The sequence below is a fragment of the Vibrio sp. 99-8-1 genome, from assembly GCF_013114595.1.
In the GTDB taxonomy this organism is placed as follows: domain Bacteria; phylum Pseudomonadota; class Gammaproteobacteria; order Enterobacterales; family Vibrionaceae; genus Vibrio.
Map to the genome: position 1 here is coordinate 11,535 of NZ_VTXE01000018.1, position 17,403 is coordinate 28,937.

Below are 17,403 nucleotides of genomic sequence, written 5' to 3' on the forward strand. Positions count from 1 at the left end.
GAAGCAAAAATGAGTGTCAGTAGACGAAGTTTCTTGAAAGCAAATGCAGCAGTAGCTGCGGCATCGGTCACGGGAGTTGTGCTTCCTACATCGATCGCTCAAGCCGCTGGAAAGGATAATGAAGTAAATTGGGACAAAGCACCCTGCCGATTCTGTGGTACGGGTTGTAGTGTTCTAGTAGGTACACAAAATGGTCGCGTAGTGGCGTCTCAGGGTGATCCTGATGCACCTGTAAACCGTGGTTTGAACTGTATCAAGGGTTATTTCTTACCTAAGATCATGTACGGACAAGACCGTTTGACTCAACCATTATTGCGTAAAACCGATGGTGTTTACGACAAAGAAGGTGAGTTCACCCCAGTGAGCTGGGATGAAGCCTTTGATGTAATGGCGGACAAATTTAAGAAAGCGCTGAAAGAGAAAGGGCCTACTTCTGTTGGTATGTTCGGTTCTGGTCAGTGGACAGTATGGGAAGGTTATGCCGCGGCAAAACTGTACAAAGCCGGTTTCCGTTCTAACAACATCGACCCGAATGCTCGTCACTGTATGGCGTCTGCGGTAGTTGGTTTCGGCCGTACTTTCGGTATGGATGAGCCAATGGGTTGTTATGATGATCTTGAAAAAGCCGATGTGTTCGTGCTTTGGGGATCAAACATGGCCGAGATGCACCCAATTTTGTGGTCACGTCTAACGGATCGTCGTTTGTCTGATAAGAATGTACGTGTAGCGGTACTATCTACCTATACACACCGTTCTTATGAGCTAGCAGATAATCCAATCATCTTTACCCCACAAACTGACTTGGCGATTCTTAACTATATTGCGCACTATATTATTTCTAATAATAAAGTGAACCAAGACTTTATGGATAAGCACGTTAATATCCGTGAAGGTGAAACAGATATCGGTTACGGCTTACGTCCAACTCACCCACTTGAGAAAGCGGCGAAAAACCCAGGTAGCAAAAAGTCTAAGCCAATGAGCTTTGAAGACTACGCTAAGTTCGTTTCTAAGTATGATGCAAAATACACTTCAGAACTATCAGGTGTGCCTATTGATCAACTTGAAGAGTTAGCGGAAATGTACGCGGATCCAAGTAAGAAAGTAGTTTCTTACTGGACAATGGGCTTTAACCAGCATACTCGTGGTGTATGGGCAAATAACCTTGTTTATAACATTCACTTACTAACCGGTAAGATCTCTAAACCAGGTTGTGGTCCGTTCTCGCTAACCGGTCAACCATCAGCATGTGGTACCGCTCGTGAAGTTGGTACGTTTGCTCACCGTCTGCCTGCAGACATGGTGGTAATGAACCCTAAACACCGTGAAATGTGTGAAACTAAATGGAACATTCCAGCAGGAACCATTCCAGCAAAACCTGGTTATCACGCAGTACTTCAAGACCGTATGTTGAAAGACCGTAAGCTGAATGCTTACTGGGTTCAATGTAACAACAACATGCAAGCGGGTCCGAACATTAACGAAGAGCGTTACCCAGGCTACCGCGATCCAGCTAACTTTATTGTTACTTCAGATCCGTATCCAACCGTCACGGCTATGGCATCTGACTTGATTCTTCCTACAGCTATGTGGGTAGAAAAAGAGGGTGCTTACGGTAATGCAGAGCGTCGTACTCAGTTCTGGCGCCAGCAAGTGTCTCCACCGGGCGAAGCTAAGTCTGATATGTGGCAGGTAATGGAGTTCTCCAAACGCTTCACAGTTGAAGAAGTTTGGCCGCAAGAGTTGATTGACAAAAAACCAGAATTAGCCGGCAAAACGTTATTTGAAGTTCTGTTCGCTAACGGTGAAGTTGATAAGTTCAGCACGGATGAACTCGCTGAAGGTCAATTGAACGATGAATCTCGTGATTTCGGCTTCTACGTACAGAAAGGTCTGTTTGAAGAATATGCCTACTTTGGCCGTGGTCATGCGCACGATTTAGCACCGTTCGATATGTATCACCAAGCACGTGGTCTTCGTTGGCCTGTGGTTGATGGTAAAGAAACACTATGGCGTTATGCTGAAGGGTATGATCCATATGTAAATAAAGGTGAAGAGTTCTCGTTCTACGGTAAGAAAGATAAGAAAGCGGTTATTTTCGCTCTTCCTTACGAACCAGCAGCGGAATCACCAGATGAAGAGTATGACCTGTGGTTATGTACCGGTCGTGTTCTTGAACACTGGCACACAGGTTCTATGACACGTCGTGTACCTGAGCTATATCGTGCTTTCCCAGATGCAGTAGTGTACATGCACCCACTGGATGCGAAGAAGCGCGGACTACGTCGTGGTGATGCAATTACCATTGCTTCGCGTCGTGGTGAAGTTACCAGCCACGTTGAAACACGTGGACGTAACAAGGTGCCACAAGGTCTGGTTTACATGCCATTCTTTGATGCTGGTCAGTTGACTAACAAGCTAACCCTTGATGCAACGGATCCGCTATCGAAAGAGACCGACTTTAAGAAATGTGCTGTTAAGGTAATGAAGGCTTAGTTGTTGTCAGGGAGCAGTGAAGAATGAAAATTTTACATTCTTTACCATCGGCCAGTAGAAGGCGTTTCATGCGAGACGCTCTTCGAACAGCAGTTGGGGTTGGTGCCGCAACGACAGTGCTTGGCCTACAGACCAAACAGAGTAAAGCGAATACATCGGGTGTGCCAATTCGCCCACCCGGTGCATTAGATGAAGAAGAGTTTCTAAATTCATGTTTACGATGTGGTTTGTGTGTTCAGGCATGCCCTTATGACACCTTAAAGCTGGCGACGATGATTTCGCCAGTAGCAACAGGGACTCCATATTTCACCGCGAGAAGCATACCGTGTGAAATGTGTGAAGATATTCCTTGTGTCGTAGCTTGCCCAAGTGGCGCGCTCGATAAAGGTTTAACTGATATAGAAAAATCGAGAATGGGAACTGCGGTTCTTATCGACCATGAGACATGCTTAAACTGGCAAGGGTTGCGTTGTGATGTTTGCTACCGAGTATGTCCGCTGATAGATGAAGCCATTACTCTTGAACCGATACGAAATCAACGTACAGGAGTACATGCTAGCTTTATTCCAACCGTTCAATCGGATAAATGCACCGGTTGCGGAAAATGTGAAGAAGCGTGTGTGTTGGAAGAAACAGCGATCAAGGTTGTTCCAACCAGTTTAGCGAAAGGTGAGCTTGGTCATCACTATCGCTTAGGCTGGGAAGAGAAAGCCAAACATGGTGGAGAAAGCTTGATTCCAGAGCAATTAACACTACCGACTCGTAAGCCGGAAGGCTCAAAGGGAGGTTTGTAAATGGCTAAGAATCATGCAAAAGATGCAGGCAAAGCAGCAACAGAAGAGTTAGGTTGGTGGATTTCACACCGTTTTCTCATTCTTCGTCGCTTATGCCAACTCTCGGTAATCGGTTTGTTTATTATGGGCCCAACGTGGGGAATCTTGACCGGGAACATGTCATCCAGTGAATTGCTGGGCGTCGTTCCAATGACAGATCCTCTACTATTGCTCCAAACGATCGCAACGGGTTATTGGCCCGAAACAACAGCCATTTTAGGTGGTTTAATCGTCGCAGGGTTTTATGCGATTGCAGGACCAAGAATGTTCTGCGGTTGGATTTGCCCTATGAATCTGGTAACGGATTTCGCGGCATGGATACGAAGAAAAACAGGGCTGAAAGCAAGCTATCAATGGCCGTCATCGTTGCGCTATTGGTTGCTCGCCGCAATCCTAGTGGGAAGTGCCGTATCTGGCACTCTCTTATGGACATGGTTAGATCCTGTCTCTGCATTACACCGAGGTCTTGTCTTTGGTATGGGTGCAGGCTGGGTATTAATCTTACTGGTGTTCCTTATCGATCTGCTCCTTGTTGAGCATGCTTGGTGCGGTCACTTATGTCCACTAGGGGCTACTTATGGTGTTATCGGTCGCTACAGTTTATTGCGAGTAACTGCGACTAATAGGGAGCAGTGCAACAACTGTATGGATTGTTACAACGTTTGTCCGGAACCGAAAATATTGAGACAACCGTTGAAGCAAGGTGACAGGAAAGTCATGAGTCAAGATTGCATTAGTTGCGGTCGCTGTATTGATGTCTGTGCTGAAAAGGTATTCGAATTTAGAATAAGAACTGGAGCTAAATATGAAGAGTAAGTTTGTCGTGTCTGCAATGCTGGCGGCTTTAGTAAGTACGGCAGCATTCGCCGAAGTGACATCACTTCGAGGCGATCAGGGTATTAGTGATAATAATGAAATTGCAAAGATCAAAAAAGTGCCAAAGAGTCAGGATAAGTTAGGGTTGGACTATGTTCATCAGCCACCACTTATTCCACATGAAACTGGCCAAGTGCAATTGAATCCAAGTAATAACGGCTGTTTAGAATGTCACGATGTAAGTACTTATCGTAAAGCAGATGCGCCACGTGTAAGTCCTACTCACTATATGGATCGTGATAATAAGATCCTGACGGAAGTCGCACCGCGTCGTTATTTCTGTCTACAGTGTCACGTGACTCAAGTAGATGCAACACCACTGGTAGAGAATGAGTTTAAGCCAGCTGGTAAATTCGGTCAGTAGGGGGCTCTATGGGAATGCTAAAACGCTTTTGGGCGTGGTTCAGTAAACCTAGCCATTTGGCTCTGGGTACGCTACTGGTCATTGGTTTTGTAGGTGGCATTATTTTCTGGGGTGGTTTTAACACCGGCATGGAAATGTCAAACAGAGAAGAGTTCTGTATTGGCTGTCATGAAATGGAAGATAATGTTTACGAAGAGTATGTAGGAACGATTCACTACACTAACCGCTCTGGAGTACGTGCAACCTGTCCGGATTGTCACGTTCCTAAAGAGTGGGGGCCGAAAATGATCCGTAAGATTCAGGCAAGTAAAGAACTTTATGGGAAAGTGTTTGGCACAATTGATACGCGTAAAAAGTTTGAAGATCATCGATTTGAAATGGCGTCTCGAGAATGGGCCCGTATGAAGGCTAATGACTCGCAAGAGTGTCGTAACTGTCATAACTTTGAGTTTATGGATTACGTAGCTCAAAAGCCTGTGGCGGCGCAGATTCATGATAAAGCTGAAGATCAAGGTCAAACTTGTATTGATTGTCACAAAGGTATTGCTCACGATTTGCCGAAAGGACATACGATATCTAAAGAGTTGTAAATTATCACAACGCTGACATTGATGAATACCCGGTAAGCTAGTCTGACCGGGTATTTTTTTGCCTTGATTTTATTGCAGATTATCCTGAGGTATCATGGATGGGATTTTCTGACTATAATTTAATCAGGTGTCGCTAAGTAAAGGGGGGATGATGGCAGTTACAAGAATGCATACTGATCCAGGTAAAAGTTATGATCCAAATAAGGAACTGACTAACAACCAGCGCCGACGATACTCAGATGTCGCCAATAAAGCAGAAGAGCGCAGAGAGCAAAGAGAGCTGTACAAAGCCGCGTTAAACCCACAATTGAAGAGAGCAGAAGCGATTGCTAAAGCAAAAGCTGAGCTAAAGAAACAGCAAGATTTGCAGACAAAAAGGCGCATGCCTGAACTGTCATTCTTGAGGGTGTTAATCTGGTCTCTAACGTTAGGTGCGTTTTGGTTGTGGGTAGCGTTTATGTTCCCGAGTGGATAGCCAGTCGCTTCTTCATTTACATTATATGTAAATGGGATATAGGATCTTTGCTTTGCTCGTTTTGTGAGGATTGATAAAAACGGAATCGATTCTTACCCAGTTTTTTGGCTTCATACATCGCTTTATCAGCACATCGAATTAACTCTTCAAGTTCATCCGCATCTTGTTTATAGACTGCAATGCCAATACTAAAGGTTAGATTCGCGTCATAATTATCCTGCTTTAAATCGTCTTCAAATAACGTGTTTATGCGATGAACAATGGCTCTTACGTCATCCATGGTCGGAATGTCATATAGCAGAAGCATAAATTCATCCCCCGCATAACGAGCCACGGAGTAATCTTGTTCCTCGGTTTCTCGATCTCTGTGGCGCATGTTGCCAGATAGGCGAGTAGCAAAGTGCTGCAATAACTTATCACCTGTATCGTGACCATAGGTATCATTAACAAACTTAAAGTTATCAATGTCTAAAAACAGCAGCGCCGATATTGAGTCGCTCGATGCCTGCTCAATGAGCTTCTGTTTCGCCCATGTTTCAAAACTCCAACGGTTTGCTAAGCCTGTTAAACGATCTCGATAAGCTAATTGATCTATCCCTTCTTGGTACAGCCCTTGTAAGTAGTCTATCGCTTTGTGGTAGTAGTAGTTGGAAACCAGCGCGATAAAGCACATTACGGTTAAACTAAAAATGAATCTATCTGCAGGGAGACGATGGGTGCTGAAATTCACCCAGCTAAAGTCATTAAAGTATAAGTAAACGGAAGAAACGGCGATAAAGGAGGTACTGGTTATTAATGCCTGTTTAAAATCGTTAATGATGATCACCCCTGCGAGGATGGGAAATACCCAAAAAACAGTACCGTCAGGGAAGATTAAGTTAACGGCAGCATTCAGCAGCATCGCAATGTTGAAGAGTGTTGGGTGGTGATCGCTGTATTTTTTAACGCATAGGTAGCCAAAGTACACGGCGCAAAGTAACGCTCCGGCAAAGTTAGTAATGGCAAAAATTTCACGGTCTAGTAGCCAGTTGATACAACCATAACCCGCCAGAAAAACCACAGACACAGAACTAAACGTCAACCGAAATTTCTTTTTTCGGTTTTGGTTAATGTCTGCCATATCTTCAAGTTTTATGCCGGTTAAAAATTGTCGCATCGAAATTTAAGTGGTCTCTAGGGGGAATTTTAAAGAGGCTATATTGTATATTTCTAGTATAAAATGTGAACAATAAACACTATATATAGTGTGATCTACTTCAATCTCTAACAAAAATATGGAGCAAGATCACATTGGATCTTTTGCTAGAAAAAGGATCCTATTGTGGTGAATTGCTCATCTTCTGCGCAGTTAAACAGTAATTGCACCTAAATCACTAAAAAATATAATAATTACCACTACACTGAAGGTATGTCTTTGTGCTTTCGCCATTTATTAATGAATGGAATGGCTATTTCTGGAGGTGATAATGCCGACACTCTCGTTGACTCCACAAGATCTGTATTTTGAAGCAAAACTAGAAAACTTGCCGTGTAAATCCACAAAAGAACTCAGCCCTATTGATGAGATCGTTGGACAGGAACGGGCGCAAAAAGCCGTTGAGTTTGCAATGTCCATCAAGGAGAAGGGGTACAACATTTACGCCATTGGCAGAAACGGTCTTGGTAAGCGGACGATGATTTTGCGATATCTTAGCCGCCACCAGCATGAAGCCGACTCATTATATGATTGGTGTTATGTCGCCAATTTTGATGATATCCGTACACCTAAAGTGCTTAAGCTACCATTAGGGATGGGCAATAAGTTTAAGCAAGACATTGAAAAGTTATTAGTGAAGCTAGTGAAAGCACTTCCTCTGGCCTTTGACAATGAAATGTACTTTACTCGAGCGGAAAAGCTAAAGAGTCAATTAGCGCATAAGCAGCAAGGCGAGCTAGAAGTCATTAGCAAGCAGGCGAAAGAAAAGGGCATTAGCTTAACATTAACCACCCAAGGTGATTATCAGTTTATCGCCATGAATGGTGAAGATCTGCATACGGAGGAGAGCTTTGATGCGCTCTCAGCTAAAGAACAGTTACTGTTTGGTGAGAACATTGATGCGCTAGAGATCCAACTACGAACGATGGTGCGTCAACTGACCGAGTGGGAAGAGAAATACAGCGAAAAAATACAGAAGTTAAATGATGAAGTGACACTAGAAGTGATCACTCATTTTATTAAGGAGTTGAAGAAGAAATATCTCGGTTATGGTGCCATTAAAAAACATCTTACCGATCTACAGAAAGATATTGTTGAGAACGTTGAAATCTTCTTAGAAGAGGGGGATGAGCAAGGGGAAATTGCTTCTGCTTCTTTGGAGAAAAAGCTTCCTCGTCGCTATAAAGTTAACGTGTTAGTGAGTCAATCTTCAGATGAGTTTCCAATCGTTGTTGAAGAGAATCCCAACTACCATTCTCTCTTTGGCTATACCGAAACCGCAACGTTCAAAGGTACGGTGTTTACCGATTTCTCTCTTATTCGTCCCGGCAGTTTGCATAAAGCAAACGGCGGTGTTTTGCTTATGGATGCCATTAAAGTACTTGAGCAACCATACGTGTGGGATGGTCTTAAAAGGGCACTTCGTTCTCGTCAATTGAGCTTAACTTCGTTAGAAAAAGAGCTCACCTTAACAGGGGCGGTTTCGCTTGACCCTGAGCCGATTCCACTCGATGTTAAAATCATATTGTTTGGTGACTATCGAACATATCAACTGTTACAGCATTATGATCCAGAGTTTAGTGAATTATTTCGGGTTACGGCTGACTTTGAAGATGAGATGAAACGAACAGAGGAGTCGGAACTGCACTATGCCCGCTTTATTTCAAGCATTGTGCATGATAACGGCATGCTTCATTGTGATAAAAAGGCGATTAGCCGAATTATCGAACACAGTTCACGCATAGCGGGAGATCAGAAGAAGCTCTCTTTGCATTCTGCCCACATTGCTAACTTGCTGCGTGAATCCAATTATGTTGCTAAAAATGCTAGGTCTAACTTAATTCGGGCGAGTCATGTCGAACAAGCTCTAGATAATCAGCAGATGAGGGTAGGTCGGTTACAAGATCACGTGATGGAAAGCTTCCATAATGGCACTACACTTATTCATACTTCAGGCGATGCCATAGGGCAAGTGAATGCACTGTCCGTCTTGTCCACCAGTGACCATATGTTTGGTGCACCTAATCGTATTACTGCAACAACAAGCTATGGACAGGGTGAGGTGATCGATATTGAGCGTAATGTTGACCTTGGTGGCAGCATTCACTCCAAAGGCGTGCTGATTCTGTCTGCCTATTTGGCGTCTGTTTTTGGTAAAACCGCCAAAATCCCATTAACAACAAATATCACATTTGAGCAATCATATGGTGGCGTAGATGGGGATAGTGCCAGTATGGCAGAGCTGTGTGCTGTCGTTTCTGCTTTCTCAAAACAAGCAAACCGACAAGATATTGCCATTACCGGCTCTATGAACCAGTTTGGTGAATCTCAACCCATCGGTGGTGTTAATGAGAAGATAGAAGGTTTCTTTGATGTTTGTACCATAAAAGGTCGTTGTCAGGGGCAAGGTGTAATTATTCCTAAGTCCAATAGTCAGAACTTAATGTTGAGAAAAGACATTGTTAAGGCGGTAGAAAAGGGAGAGTTTCATATTTGGGCCATTGACCATGTATCAGAAGCGATTGAGCTCTTTACAGGGAAAGCTGCCGGTCAAGCGAGCGAAGAGGGAAGTTATCCTATTAATACTGTGTTCGGTATAGCTCAGGCTAAACTTAACGCATTAAGAAAGTAAGTGGTTACTACCTTTACTGAAGAGACTAAAGTTTAAGAAACAAAAGTTAGAAACTAATAGCAGCAGGGGGACAGTGTTCTCCTGCTGCTATTGTTGTTGGAGGCTAAAATATTCTTGCCAGTAACATAACCAAAGATAGTTACAGTTTTAGTGACAGTTTTACCCCATCAAATTTCAAGTGACTTAAAATACCTTGAACATTCTTAAGGCCTTCTTCATCAAACTTTAAACCGTACTTTGCGTAATGCATCGATGACTGAAGGTTACATATGGTTCCAGAAAGTGGTGAGAGTTGTACTTTAGAACCGTTAGGAGTGGGGATATTAACGGTAATATAATCCCCGACATCAAAGTGCTTGGCTAGAGGGCTAGTGATAAATCGGCAGCCCCCTTTGGATAGGTCACGAATTTCGCATTCAAGTCTGAGTGACTCGGTGACTGCGTGCGCTTTGAGGTTGACGTCGTAACGAGGTTCTTTACGTAACTGGTTAATTTTCATCATGCCGGGAATGGAGATCATAATGATTGGCACAGGCTCAAGCAAAATATGCATGATTTGGCTACGGAAATGTATTAGCGCCCCTTCTCCTTTTTGAGAAATGGCGCGGACATTCATCCAAAAGCCTTCTTGAAAAAAGAAGGCGAAGTCATCATCGGAGAGTTCAGGCACTTCTAACAGCATAAAGTTGTCAGAATGGGTTCCAATAAACTTGGTTTTACCTAAATATCGAATGCCAACAGGGGTTGTTAGGTTGATGGTTAACTCGCTGCCATGGCTAACCATATCAATAGCATCAGTACTGTTCATGGTACTTTCTGTGCCATTAATAGCAGGCTCGTTCTTAACATCGATTCGATTTTCTCGTTTTACCATGCTTGCTCTCGCATTCACCTGCCAACTCCTGAAAACTCTGTTTTTATAATAGTATGTAAGAATTTATTAATATAGTAATCAGAGTTTACCTATAATTGCTTTTCTTTCAAAGCTCTAATACATAACACAATGTGATTATTGTTATAAATATCATTCATAACAAGCTTGCAACAAGTATTTATTGTTTGCATGAATGTTTAATAACATTGCTCATGGGCATATATTTTGTAATGGCAGCACAATGCTTTGGTAAAGTGGCAAAATAAAATGTCGATAGGTCACTTGAGTATATAGCCTGAGGCTCGATCTTATTTAGCTGACATTCACCGCAGATAATGCTGTAGTGTGTGATAAGGAAATGTTAAAAGTTTGAACTAGATAAAAAAGTGAGTGAATTTTAAGCTAGTAAGTTATCTTTACCGATGATAATCTTTCGCAAATTAGCGAAATCTGATGCATATAGGGAACATGGATAGCTCTTCTCAACATTTAGTTAATGAATTAACTATTCAATCTACAGAGATTTTTAACGCCATGCCGGAACCTGCATTCTTACTGAGTGAGGATGGTGTTTACCTGAATGTATTTGGTGGAAAAGATGCTGAGCGCCATCATGATCCTGTCGTATTGAAAGGAAAATCTTTGTTTGATGTTTTTCCTGAGAAACTGGCATCACTATTTTTGACCTATGTTCAAGAGGTGATAGAGTCCGGTATCTCCAGAACGTGCCAATATACTATGGATTTAAGTGATATTGATGCGTTTAAAGATCAGACCGGTCCAAAGGGTGTTCGCTATTTTGAAGGATTTCTCTGTCGCGTATCGGCAGGTAATGATCGTTTCGGCGTGCTGTGGACGGTGCGTTGTATCACCGCTTATAAAAGCCTGATATCAGAGCTTAAACAGCAGAAAAAAGAGTTAATGAACGTTTCTCAACGGGATCATTTAACGGGTGTCTACAATCGAGTGGCGTTAGAGAGTGTGTTGCCTAACATTCTGCTCAAAGCGGAACAATCTCGCAGTAGTATTGCAGCATTAATGATTGATATTGACTACTTTAAACAGCTAAATGAAAAATTTGGTCATATAAGAGGTGACAAAGCCTTGGTTCAGCTTGGCGATATGCTGAATACGTGCTTTTATCCGGATGGCTACTGTTTCCGCTATGGCGGTGATGAATTTTTAGTTGTGTTGCTGGACCACACCATAGATCAAGTTCAACAGCTTGCCGAGCAATTTCGGATGGCTGTTTCCGATGCGAATATTGCTAACCCAGACTCACCCGTTGCCAAGTATTTAACGGTGACAGTTGGTGTCTATTTTAACCAGCAAACAGATGCGAGTCTTGATCCTGATTATCTCGTTCATTTGGCAGATAAAGCACTTATTAACGCCAAAGCAGATCAAAAAAATACCACCTATATTATTTAATAATACCAATCTCTATGCGCACGGCAGCATGGTCACTTGATAAATGGTCAGTTTGATAGTTTGGATTGATGATATGTTCATCGTAAGTGTGATACTGATTAACCGATAAATATCCACCACTGTTTGGTGCGAATTCATTACTCAGTAAGATATAGTCTAATACTTTTCCCATAGCCCCGTAGTAGTGCGTTGCAGGTCGAGACCATTGCAGATTTGCCGAGTCAAATTGCTCACAATAGAGCTCCCAGCTATCATAGAAGTGAAGCTGATTGAGGCTCTCATCGTTTCGATTTCTGTGAGAAGGATGTTGAGGTGAGAGAGCAAAAAAACAGTCAAATTCTATACTGCTGATGGTTTGGTTAAAATCACCTAAAATAATGCAAGGCCGACAGGTTTTTGCTCTAAATTGGCTGAGTATACTGTAAAGAACGTTGGCCTCGAATCCTCTTTGACTGGCTGAGCGCCATATCCCCATTATATTCTCTGTGCAGTCGTTCTCGTTTGTACATCCCGGATTCGTTTTTGAGGTAACTTGATGGATATCAGGCGGAGTGAGCGTTGGCCGTTGAGATTTAAAATGGACAACAACAAAATCTATGATACCCAGTTGGCCGAGCTGTATGGAGACCAGCAAAGGCTGTCGACTAAACTGAAAGTCTTGAGTTAAATCTTGATGGTGGAAAAGCGTGCGATCTGCTGTGAGTAATTGTGCATCCAGAATGGGGTGTTTGGATGCCAACGCCAGTACGGGGTCAGAGTATTGATAGCCATCCCTAACCGAAGGACTATCTAAACAGACAAAATGCGGGTAGCCAAGTTGATTCAACGGTTGCTTTAATATGTCGGGACTAAAAACTTCTTGGAAGGCAATAACGTCTGACTGTAGTTCATTAATACAGTTAGAGAGCCAAGTTACCTTTCTTTGCCACTCTGTATCGCTATATATATTATCAAATTGATAAAAAGCGTTGGGGGGCTGCAGATAATTGAACAAGTTTAGTGTGCTAATGTTAAATGTCGAGGCGCAATTAAGTCTATTCATAAGTTGCCATTTAAAATGGGGCCTATGTTTAAAGAATATCCTAGATCATCAATAAATAAAGAACCGCCTTGTTATTTACTGATTAACAAGGCGGTTGTCGTCTCTGTTGAGAACGCTTCACAAAGTGGCGTTATCTCATGGCTATCTAGCCGATGAAATGTCAGCTAATTTCAATAATACTCGCTTGATACGGCTGTAATTGCATATTTTCCAGCGAGTGAATCTCTTGAGAATAGTTGCTGAGCGCGGTTTTGATTACTTTTCCAGAGTAGCTCCGTTGTTGAATCTCTCCACTGAAGTTAGCAACGATTAACAAGGTTTTACCTTGATACACTCTTTGATAGGCGTAGACATCACTATCATTGGCGTCGAGTAATTGGTGACGACCATAAACAATAACATTGCCATACTCTTCGCCTTGACGTAGTGCGATGAGTTTTCGGTAGTGATTAAATACCGAGTCGCTATCCAAAACGGATGCTTCAGCATTAATCTCTTTATAATTCTCATTGATGGCTAACCAAGGTGTTCCGCTAGTGAAGCCTGCGTTGTGTGAGTTATTCCACTGTACGGGAACTCGAGCGTGATCTCGGGAGAAAAAGTTCAAAAAGTCTAACGCCGCTTGTGGCTCTACACCTCTTTCGAGCATTTTCTGGTAATGGAAGTGTGCCATTAGATCATCAAACTCACTGATGTCAGCAAAATGCTTGTTTGTCATGGCAAATTCTTCACCTTGGTACACATAAGGCGTACCGCTCATCATATGTAATACCGTCCCCAGCATTTTTGCGCTAATGACTCTATTTTCACCTTGATCGTTGCCAAAGCGTGACACAGTACGAGCTTGGTCATGATTACTCCAATAGAGGCTGTTCCAGCCTTTTTGGTATAGGTCATCCTGCCATTTAGCCATAATGGCTTTATACTCAACTAAGTTGAACGGCTTTTTAACCGCATTATGCTCTTCACGGTCGATACTCATATGCTCAAATTGAAAAATCATGCTGATTTCATGACGTTTTGGATTTGAATAGAACTGACCATCTAGCGTCGTGGTAAAGGGCGTTTCACCTACCGTCATCACATCATAATGAGAGAGGACTTGTTCATTCATCTCTCTAAGATATTGGTGCACTAGCAAGTTATTTGACCAGTGTTCCCAACCCGCAACGCCGGAGTCGAAAATAGTGGCGTCTGGATAATCTGACGGTTTACCAATCATATTGATCACGTCCATGCGGAAGCCACCAAGGCCCTTCTTAAGCCAAAAGTGCATCATGTCGTAAATCGCTTGGCGTACCTCGGGATTAGCCCAGTTGAGATCCGGCTGCTCCTTGGCAAACAGATGGCAATAGTATTGACCACTCTCTTGGTCGAGAGTCCACGCTTTTGGGGTAAAAAATGATTCCCAGTTATTTGGCTCACTGCCATCTTCTTTGGCATCTTTCCAAATATACCAATCTCTTTTGGGGCTGTTTATGCTGCTTTTTGACTCGATAAACCAAGGGTGTTGATCTGAGGTATGGTTAGCCACTAAATCCATTACAATCTTGATGCCACGCTGGTTAGCTTGTTCAATCAAGTTGTCCATATCTTGCATGGTGCCAAATTCAGGAGCGATCTCAAAATAGTCAGAGATATCGTAACCATTATCATTCATTGGCGATTTATAGACAGGGCTTAGCCAAATAACGTTGGCACCAAGCTGTTTAATGTAATCAAGTTTTTCGATTATGCCGACAATATCACCAATACCATCACCATTGGAGTCATTAAAACTGCGAGGATAAATTTGGTATACAACGGCATTATGCCACCAACGTTTCTCTATAGAGTGAGTCATTATATTTACTCCTTAAATAAGGGCTAGATATGCTTTTGGTGAATTAACTGCTCTGTCTGAGTTGGATTTTCTCTGCCAACTCAACAGATTCATACGGTAATATGCCTAAGGCAATTTTAGCGGCGATCCGGCCTTTCTCTGCGATAGGTTGATGCACGGTTGATAGCCCAGCTCGCTCTGCTTGGGGAATATCATCAAAACCAACAATTTTTAGTTGTTGCGGCACTTCTATCGATAACTCTTTCGCTGCATCTAATGCCGCAAGTGCGATGCGATCACTCATACACAGCAAAACATCAATATTGTCTGGAGCCGTCAGAGCCCCCCTCAGTACAGCTTTCATCGCATCATGCTCTAAATGGTGGATCTGCCATACATGATGAGTTTCTAATTCTATTCCCACCTCTTTCATGGCTTTTTTATACCCTTCTAGGCGACGTCTAGAGATGCACTCTTCCGGTGTGAATAGCTTATCAAACGAGCTAAATGACAGCGCATTAGATGGCTCAAGCCTTAAACCTAATATAAGTAACTTTTGTTCGGCGTGGTTAAGAACATTTGAGGCAATTAAGTAAGCCGATTTTTCATTATCGATACTCACTGAAGGGGTTTTCGGCAGGTCAAAATCAACCGTTACTAACGGTTTGCCTTGTTGTTGTAGCCGCTCTAGAACATGTCTGTCTGCGGGTTTACCGTAAACAATAAAGCTATCGGGTATGGTCTCTGCTTGGGTACTTTGATAGTTCTCCGTATTAGACGGAAGAAGCAGCATATTAACGTGTTGCTCATCTAAGGTTTCAGATATGCCGGCCAAAAACTCGCTGGCCACAGGATCGGTAAAGCTATACGAGAGGTTGTCAGCAAGTAATACGCCAATTACACCGGTTTTACCTGTACGTAAGCTTCTGGCGGTCAAACTCGGGCCGGTATAACCAAGTTGTTGACACTGTTCTAAAATTTTAGTTTTTAGAGAGGCGGATAACTGATCCGGTCGATTAAATGCATTAGAGACAGTCGCAGTAGAAACCCCAAGTTGTTTCGCCACATCTTTAAGTGTTGGCTTTTTCACTGTATGACTTTTCATTGGGACATTTCCTTGAAGTAATAGCAACAAACAAAAGCATTTTCTGAATTCTAGAACGATTAAGAAGGCATAAGAAATACTTTACCTCTATTAATGGTCAATATTTGACGCTGAGTCATAAAAATGAGTGATAAATAGTCATTAATATGATCTAAATAACAACTTCAGCAGCTTAATTGGTCGAAACTATTTTTGGGAGCTATGGTTCCTCTATGGACTTAACCGATTAAGTCTTTCGTGAAACAGTAAAATAAAAAACAGAAATACATGGAGTTCGAACTGATGAAAACTACCCTTGTTACTAGTGCAGTCGCTCTGGCGATACTCTCATCTTCTGCAATGGCCGCCGATCTTAAATATACACCCGGTGAAGATAACCGTTTTAACTGGCCAAGCTATGAGGCACTAAAAAAAGTAGACCTAACTGGTGAAACCGTCACCATAAGTGGCCCTTGGCTTGGCCCAGATAAAGCCTTGATTGAAAGTGTGATTGCGTATTTTGAAGAAGCGACAGGTGCCGATGTTCAGTATGCCGGTTCTGACTCTTTCGAAACTCAAATTGTCATTGATGTACAAGCAGGTAGTGCGCCGAATATTGCTATTTTCCCTCAACCAGGTTTGGCCGCGGATCTTGCTTCTAAAGGTTTCTTAACACCGTTGAAAGGTGATTGGAGCTCTTGGATTGAGAAAAACTATGCCGCAGGAACATCTTGGGTTGACCTAGGTACCTTTGACAATAAACAAGGCCAGAAAGATCTGTTCGGTTTCTTCTATAAAGTCGATCTTAAATCTTTGGTTTGGTACGTTCCAGAAAACTTTGAAGATGCGGGTTATGAAGTACCAAAAACCATGGAAGAGCTAAAAGCGTTAACTCAGCAGATGGTCAAAGACGGTGAAACACCATGGTGTATCGGTCTGGGAAGTGGTGGCGCTACAGGTTGGCCTGCAACTGACTGGGTTGAAGATATGATGTTGCGTACTCAATCTCCTGCCGATTACGATGCATGGACTAAGAATGAGCTGAAATTCAACGACAAGAAAGTCGTTGGCGCTATTGAAGAGTTTGGTTGGTTCTTGAACGACGATTATGTTGATGGTGGTTCTCGCGCGGTTGCCGCAACAGATTTCCGTGATAGCCCTAAAGGCATGTTTAGCTCTCCAGCTAAATGTTACATGCACCGTCAAGCTTCATTTATCCCTAGCTTCTTCCCTGAAGGTACAGTATTGGGTGAAGATGCCGACTTCTTCTACTTCCCTGCTTATGAAGGAAAAGATTTAGGCAAACCTGTATTAGGCGCTGGTACCGTATGGAGTATTACCAAAGACTCAAAAGCGGCACAAGAGTTCTTGAAGTTCCTTCGTCTGCCTATCGCTCATGAAGTATGGATGGCTCAATCTGGTTTCTTAACACCATTTAAAGGCGCGAACCTTGAGACTTATGCCAATGACTCGTTGAAGAAACAGGGTCAGATCCTATTGGGTGCGACAACGTTCCGTTTCGATGGTTCGGATCTAATGCCGGGTAAGATTGGTGCGGGCGCGTTCTGGACTGGTATGGTGGATTATAGCGGCGGAAAATCTGCACAAGATGTTGCTAATGATATCCAAAAAACGTGGGACGCTTTAAAGTAACTCGTTAGTGATAAAAGGTCAGTACCGTGGTACTGA

The 17,403-nt window shown here is 42.8% G+C and carries 14 protein-coding genes; 9 read left to right on the plus strand and 5 right to left on the minus strand.

Going from position 1 to position 17,403, the window contains the following annotated elements:
- Positions 1–9 precede the first annotated feature (9 nt).
- The 6 genes from napA (at position 10) to F0227_RS11700 (ending at position 5,634) form a co-directional block, all read left to right on the plus strand.
- Positions 10–2,496, plus strand: a complete 2,487-nt coding sequence (napA, locus tag F0227_RS11675) for a nitrate reductase catalytic subunit NapA (protein WP_171753384.1) — start codon at positions 10–12, stop codon at positions 2,494–2,496.
- Positions 2,497–2,519: 23 nt separating this feature from the next.
- A complete protein-coding gene (gene napG / locus F0227_RS11680) occupies positions 2,520–3,290 on the plus strand; it encodes a ferredoxin-type protein NapG (protein ID WP_171753385.1) in 771 nt (256 codons plus the stop codon).
- Positions 3,291–4,145 (plus strand): quinol dehydrogenase ferredoxin subunit NapH, encoded by an 855-nt coding sequence (gene napH / locus F0227_RS11685; RefSeq protein ID WP_171753386.1) that lies wholly within the window; start codon positions 3,291–3,293, stop codon positions 4,143–4,145.
- The gene (locus tag F0227_RS11690; RefSeq protein ID WP_171753387.1) at positions 4,135–4,569 is read left to right on the plus strand and encodes a nitrate reductase cytochrome c-type subunit; all 435 of its coding nucleotides are present in this window, start codon (positions 4,135–4,137) and stop codon (positions 4,567–4,569) included. Before napH ends, F0227_RS11690 begins: the two co-directional genes overlap by 11 nt.
- Before the next feature lie 8 nt (positions 4,570–4,577).
- Complete coding sequence (gene napC / locus F0227_RS11695) at positions 4,578–5,159, plus strand: cytochrome c-type protein NapC (RefSeq protein ID WP_171753388.1); 582 nt, start codon at positions 4,578–4,580, stop codon at positions 5,157–5,159.
- Between the two features lie 151 nt (positions 5,160–5,310).
- Positions 5,311–5,634: a hypothetical protein gene (locus tag F0227_RS11700; RefSeq protein ID WP_171753389.1), complete on the plus strand. Its 324-nt coding sequence runs from the start codon at positions 5,311–5,313 to the stop codon at positions 5,632–5,634.
- A 16-nt stretch (positions 5,635–5,650) separates the two neighbouring features.
- Here the strand turns inward: F0227_RS11700 and F0227_RS11705 are convergent, their stop codons facing one another.
- Positions 5,651–6,790 carry a GGDEF domain-containing protein gene (locus F0227_RS11705; RefSeq protein ID WP_171753390.1) on the minus strand — a complete coding sequence of 380 codons (1,140 nt, stop codon included), beginning with the start codon at positions 6,788–6,790 and terminating at the stop codon, positions 5,651–5,653.
- 310 nt (positions 6,791–7,100) lie between these two features.
- On the opposite strand from F0227_RS11705, the gene F0227_RS11710 reads away from it, so the two are divergent.
- The gene (locus tag F0227_RS11710) at positions 7,101–9,461 is read left to right on the plus strand and encodes an ATP-binding protein (RefSeq protein WP_171753391.1); all 2,361 of its coding nucleotides are present in this window, start codon (positions 7,101–7,103) and stop codon (positions 9,459–9,461) included.
- A gap of 139 nt (positions 9,462–9,600) precedes the next feature.
- Here F0227_RS11710 and F0227_RS11715 read toward each other — a convergent pair whose 3' ends face one another.
- Complete coding sequence (locus F0227_RS11715; protein ID WP_171753466.1) at positions 9,601–10,335, minus strand: flagellar brake protein; 735 nt, start codon at positions 10,333–10,335, stop codon at positions 9,601–9,603.
- Between the two features lie 453 nt (positions 10,336–10,788).
- Between F0227_RS11715 and F0227_RS11720 the strand changes: the two genes are divergently transcribed.
- Positions 10,789–11,766, plus strand: a complete 978-nt coding sequence (locus F0227_RS11720; RefSeq protein WP_171753392.1) for a diguanylate cyclase — start codon at positions 10,789–10,791, stop codon at positions 11,764–11,766.
- Here the strand turns inward: F0227_RS11720 and F0227_RS11725 are convergent.
- The 3 genes from F0227_RS11725 to F0227_RS11735 form a co-directional block, all read right to left on the minus strand.
- Positions 11,759–12,808 (minus strand): endonuclease/exonuclease/phosphatase family protein, encoded by a 1,050-nt coding sequence (locus tag F0227_RS11725; protein WP_171753393.1) that lies wholly within the window; start codon positions 12,806–12,808, stop codon positions 11,759–11,761. The two genes, F0227_RS11720 and F0227_RS11725, sit on opposite strands and share 8 nt — an antisense overlap.
- Before the next feature lie 160 nt (positions 12,809–12,968).
- Positions 12,969–14,651: an alpha-glucosidase gene (locus F0227_RS11730; protein WP_216613402.1), complete on the minus strand. Its 1,683-nt coding sequence runs from the start codon at positions 14,649–14,651 to the stop codon at positions 12,969–12,971.
- 43 nt (positions 14,652–14,694) lie between these two features.
- A complete protein-coding gene (locus F0227_RS11735) occupies positions 14,695–15,735 on the minus strand; it encodes a LacI family DNA-binding transcriptional regulator (RefSeq protein ID WP_171753394.1) in 1,041 nt (346 codons plus the stop codon).
- Positions 15,736–16,017: 282 nt separating this feature from the next.
- Between F0227_RS11735 and F0227_RS11740 the strand changes: the two genes are divergently transcribed.
- On the plus strand, positions 16,018–17,367 hold the full coding sequence (locus tag F0227_RS11740; RefSeq protein ID WP_171753395.1) for an ABC transporter substrate-binding protein: 1,350 nt from the start codon (positions 16,018–16,020) through the stop codon (positions 17,365–17,367).
- The last annotated feature ends 36 nt before the right edge of the window (positions 17,368–17,403 follow it).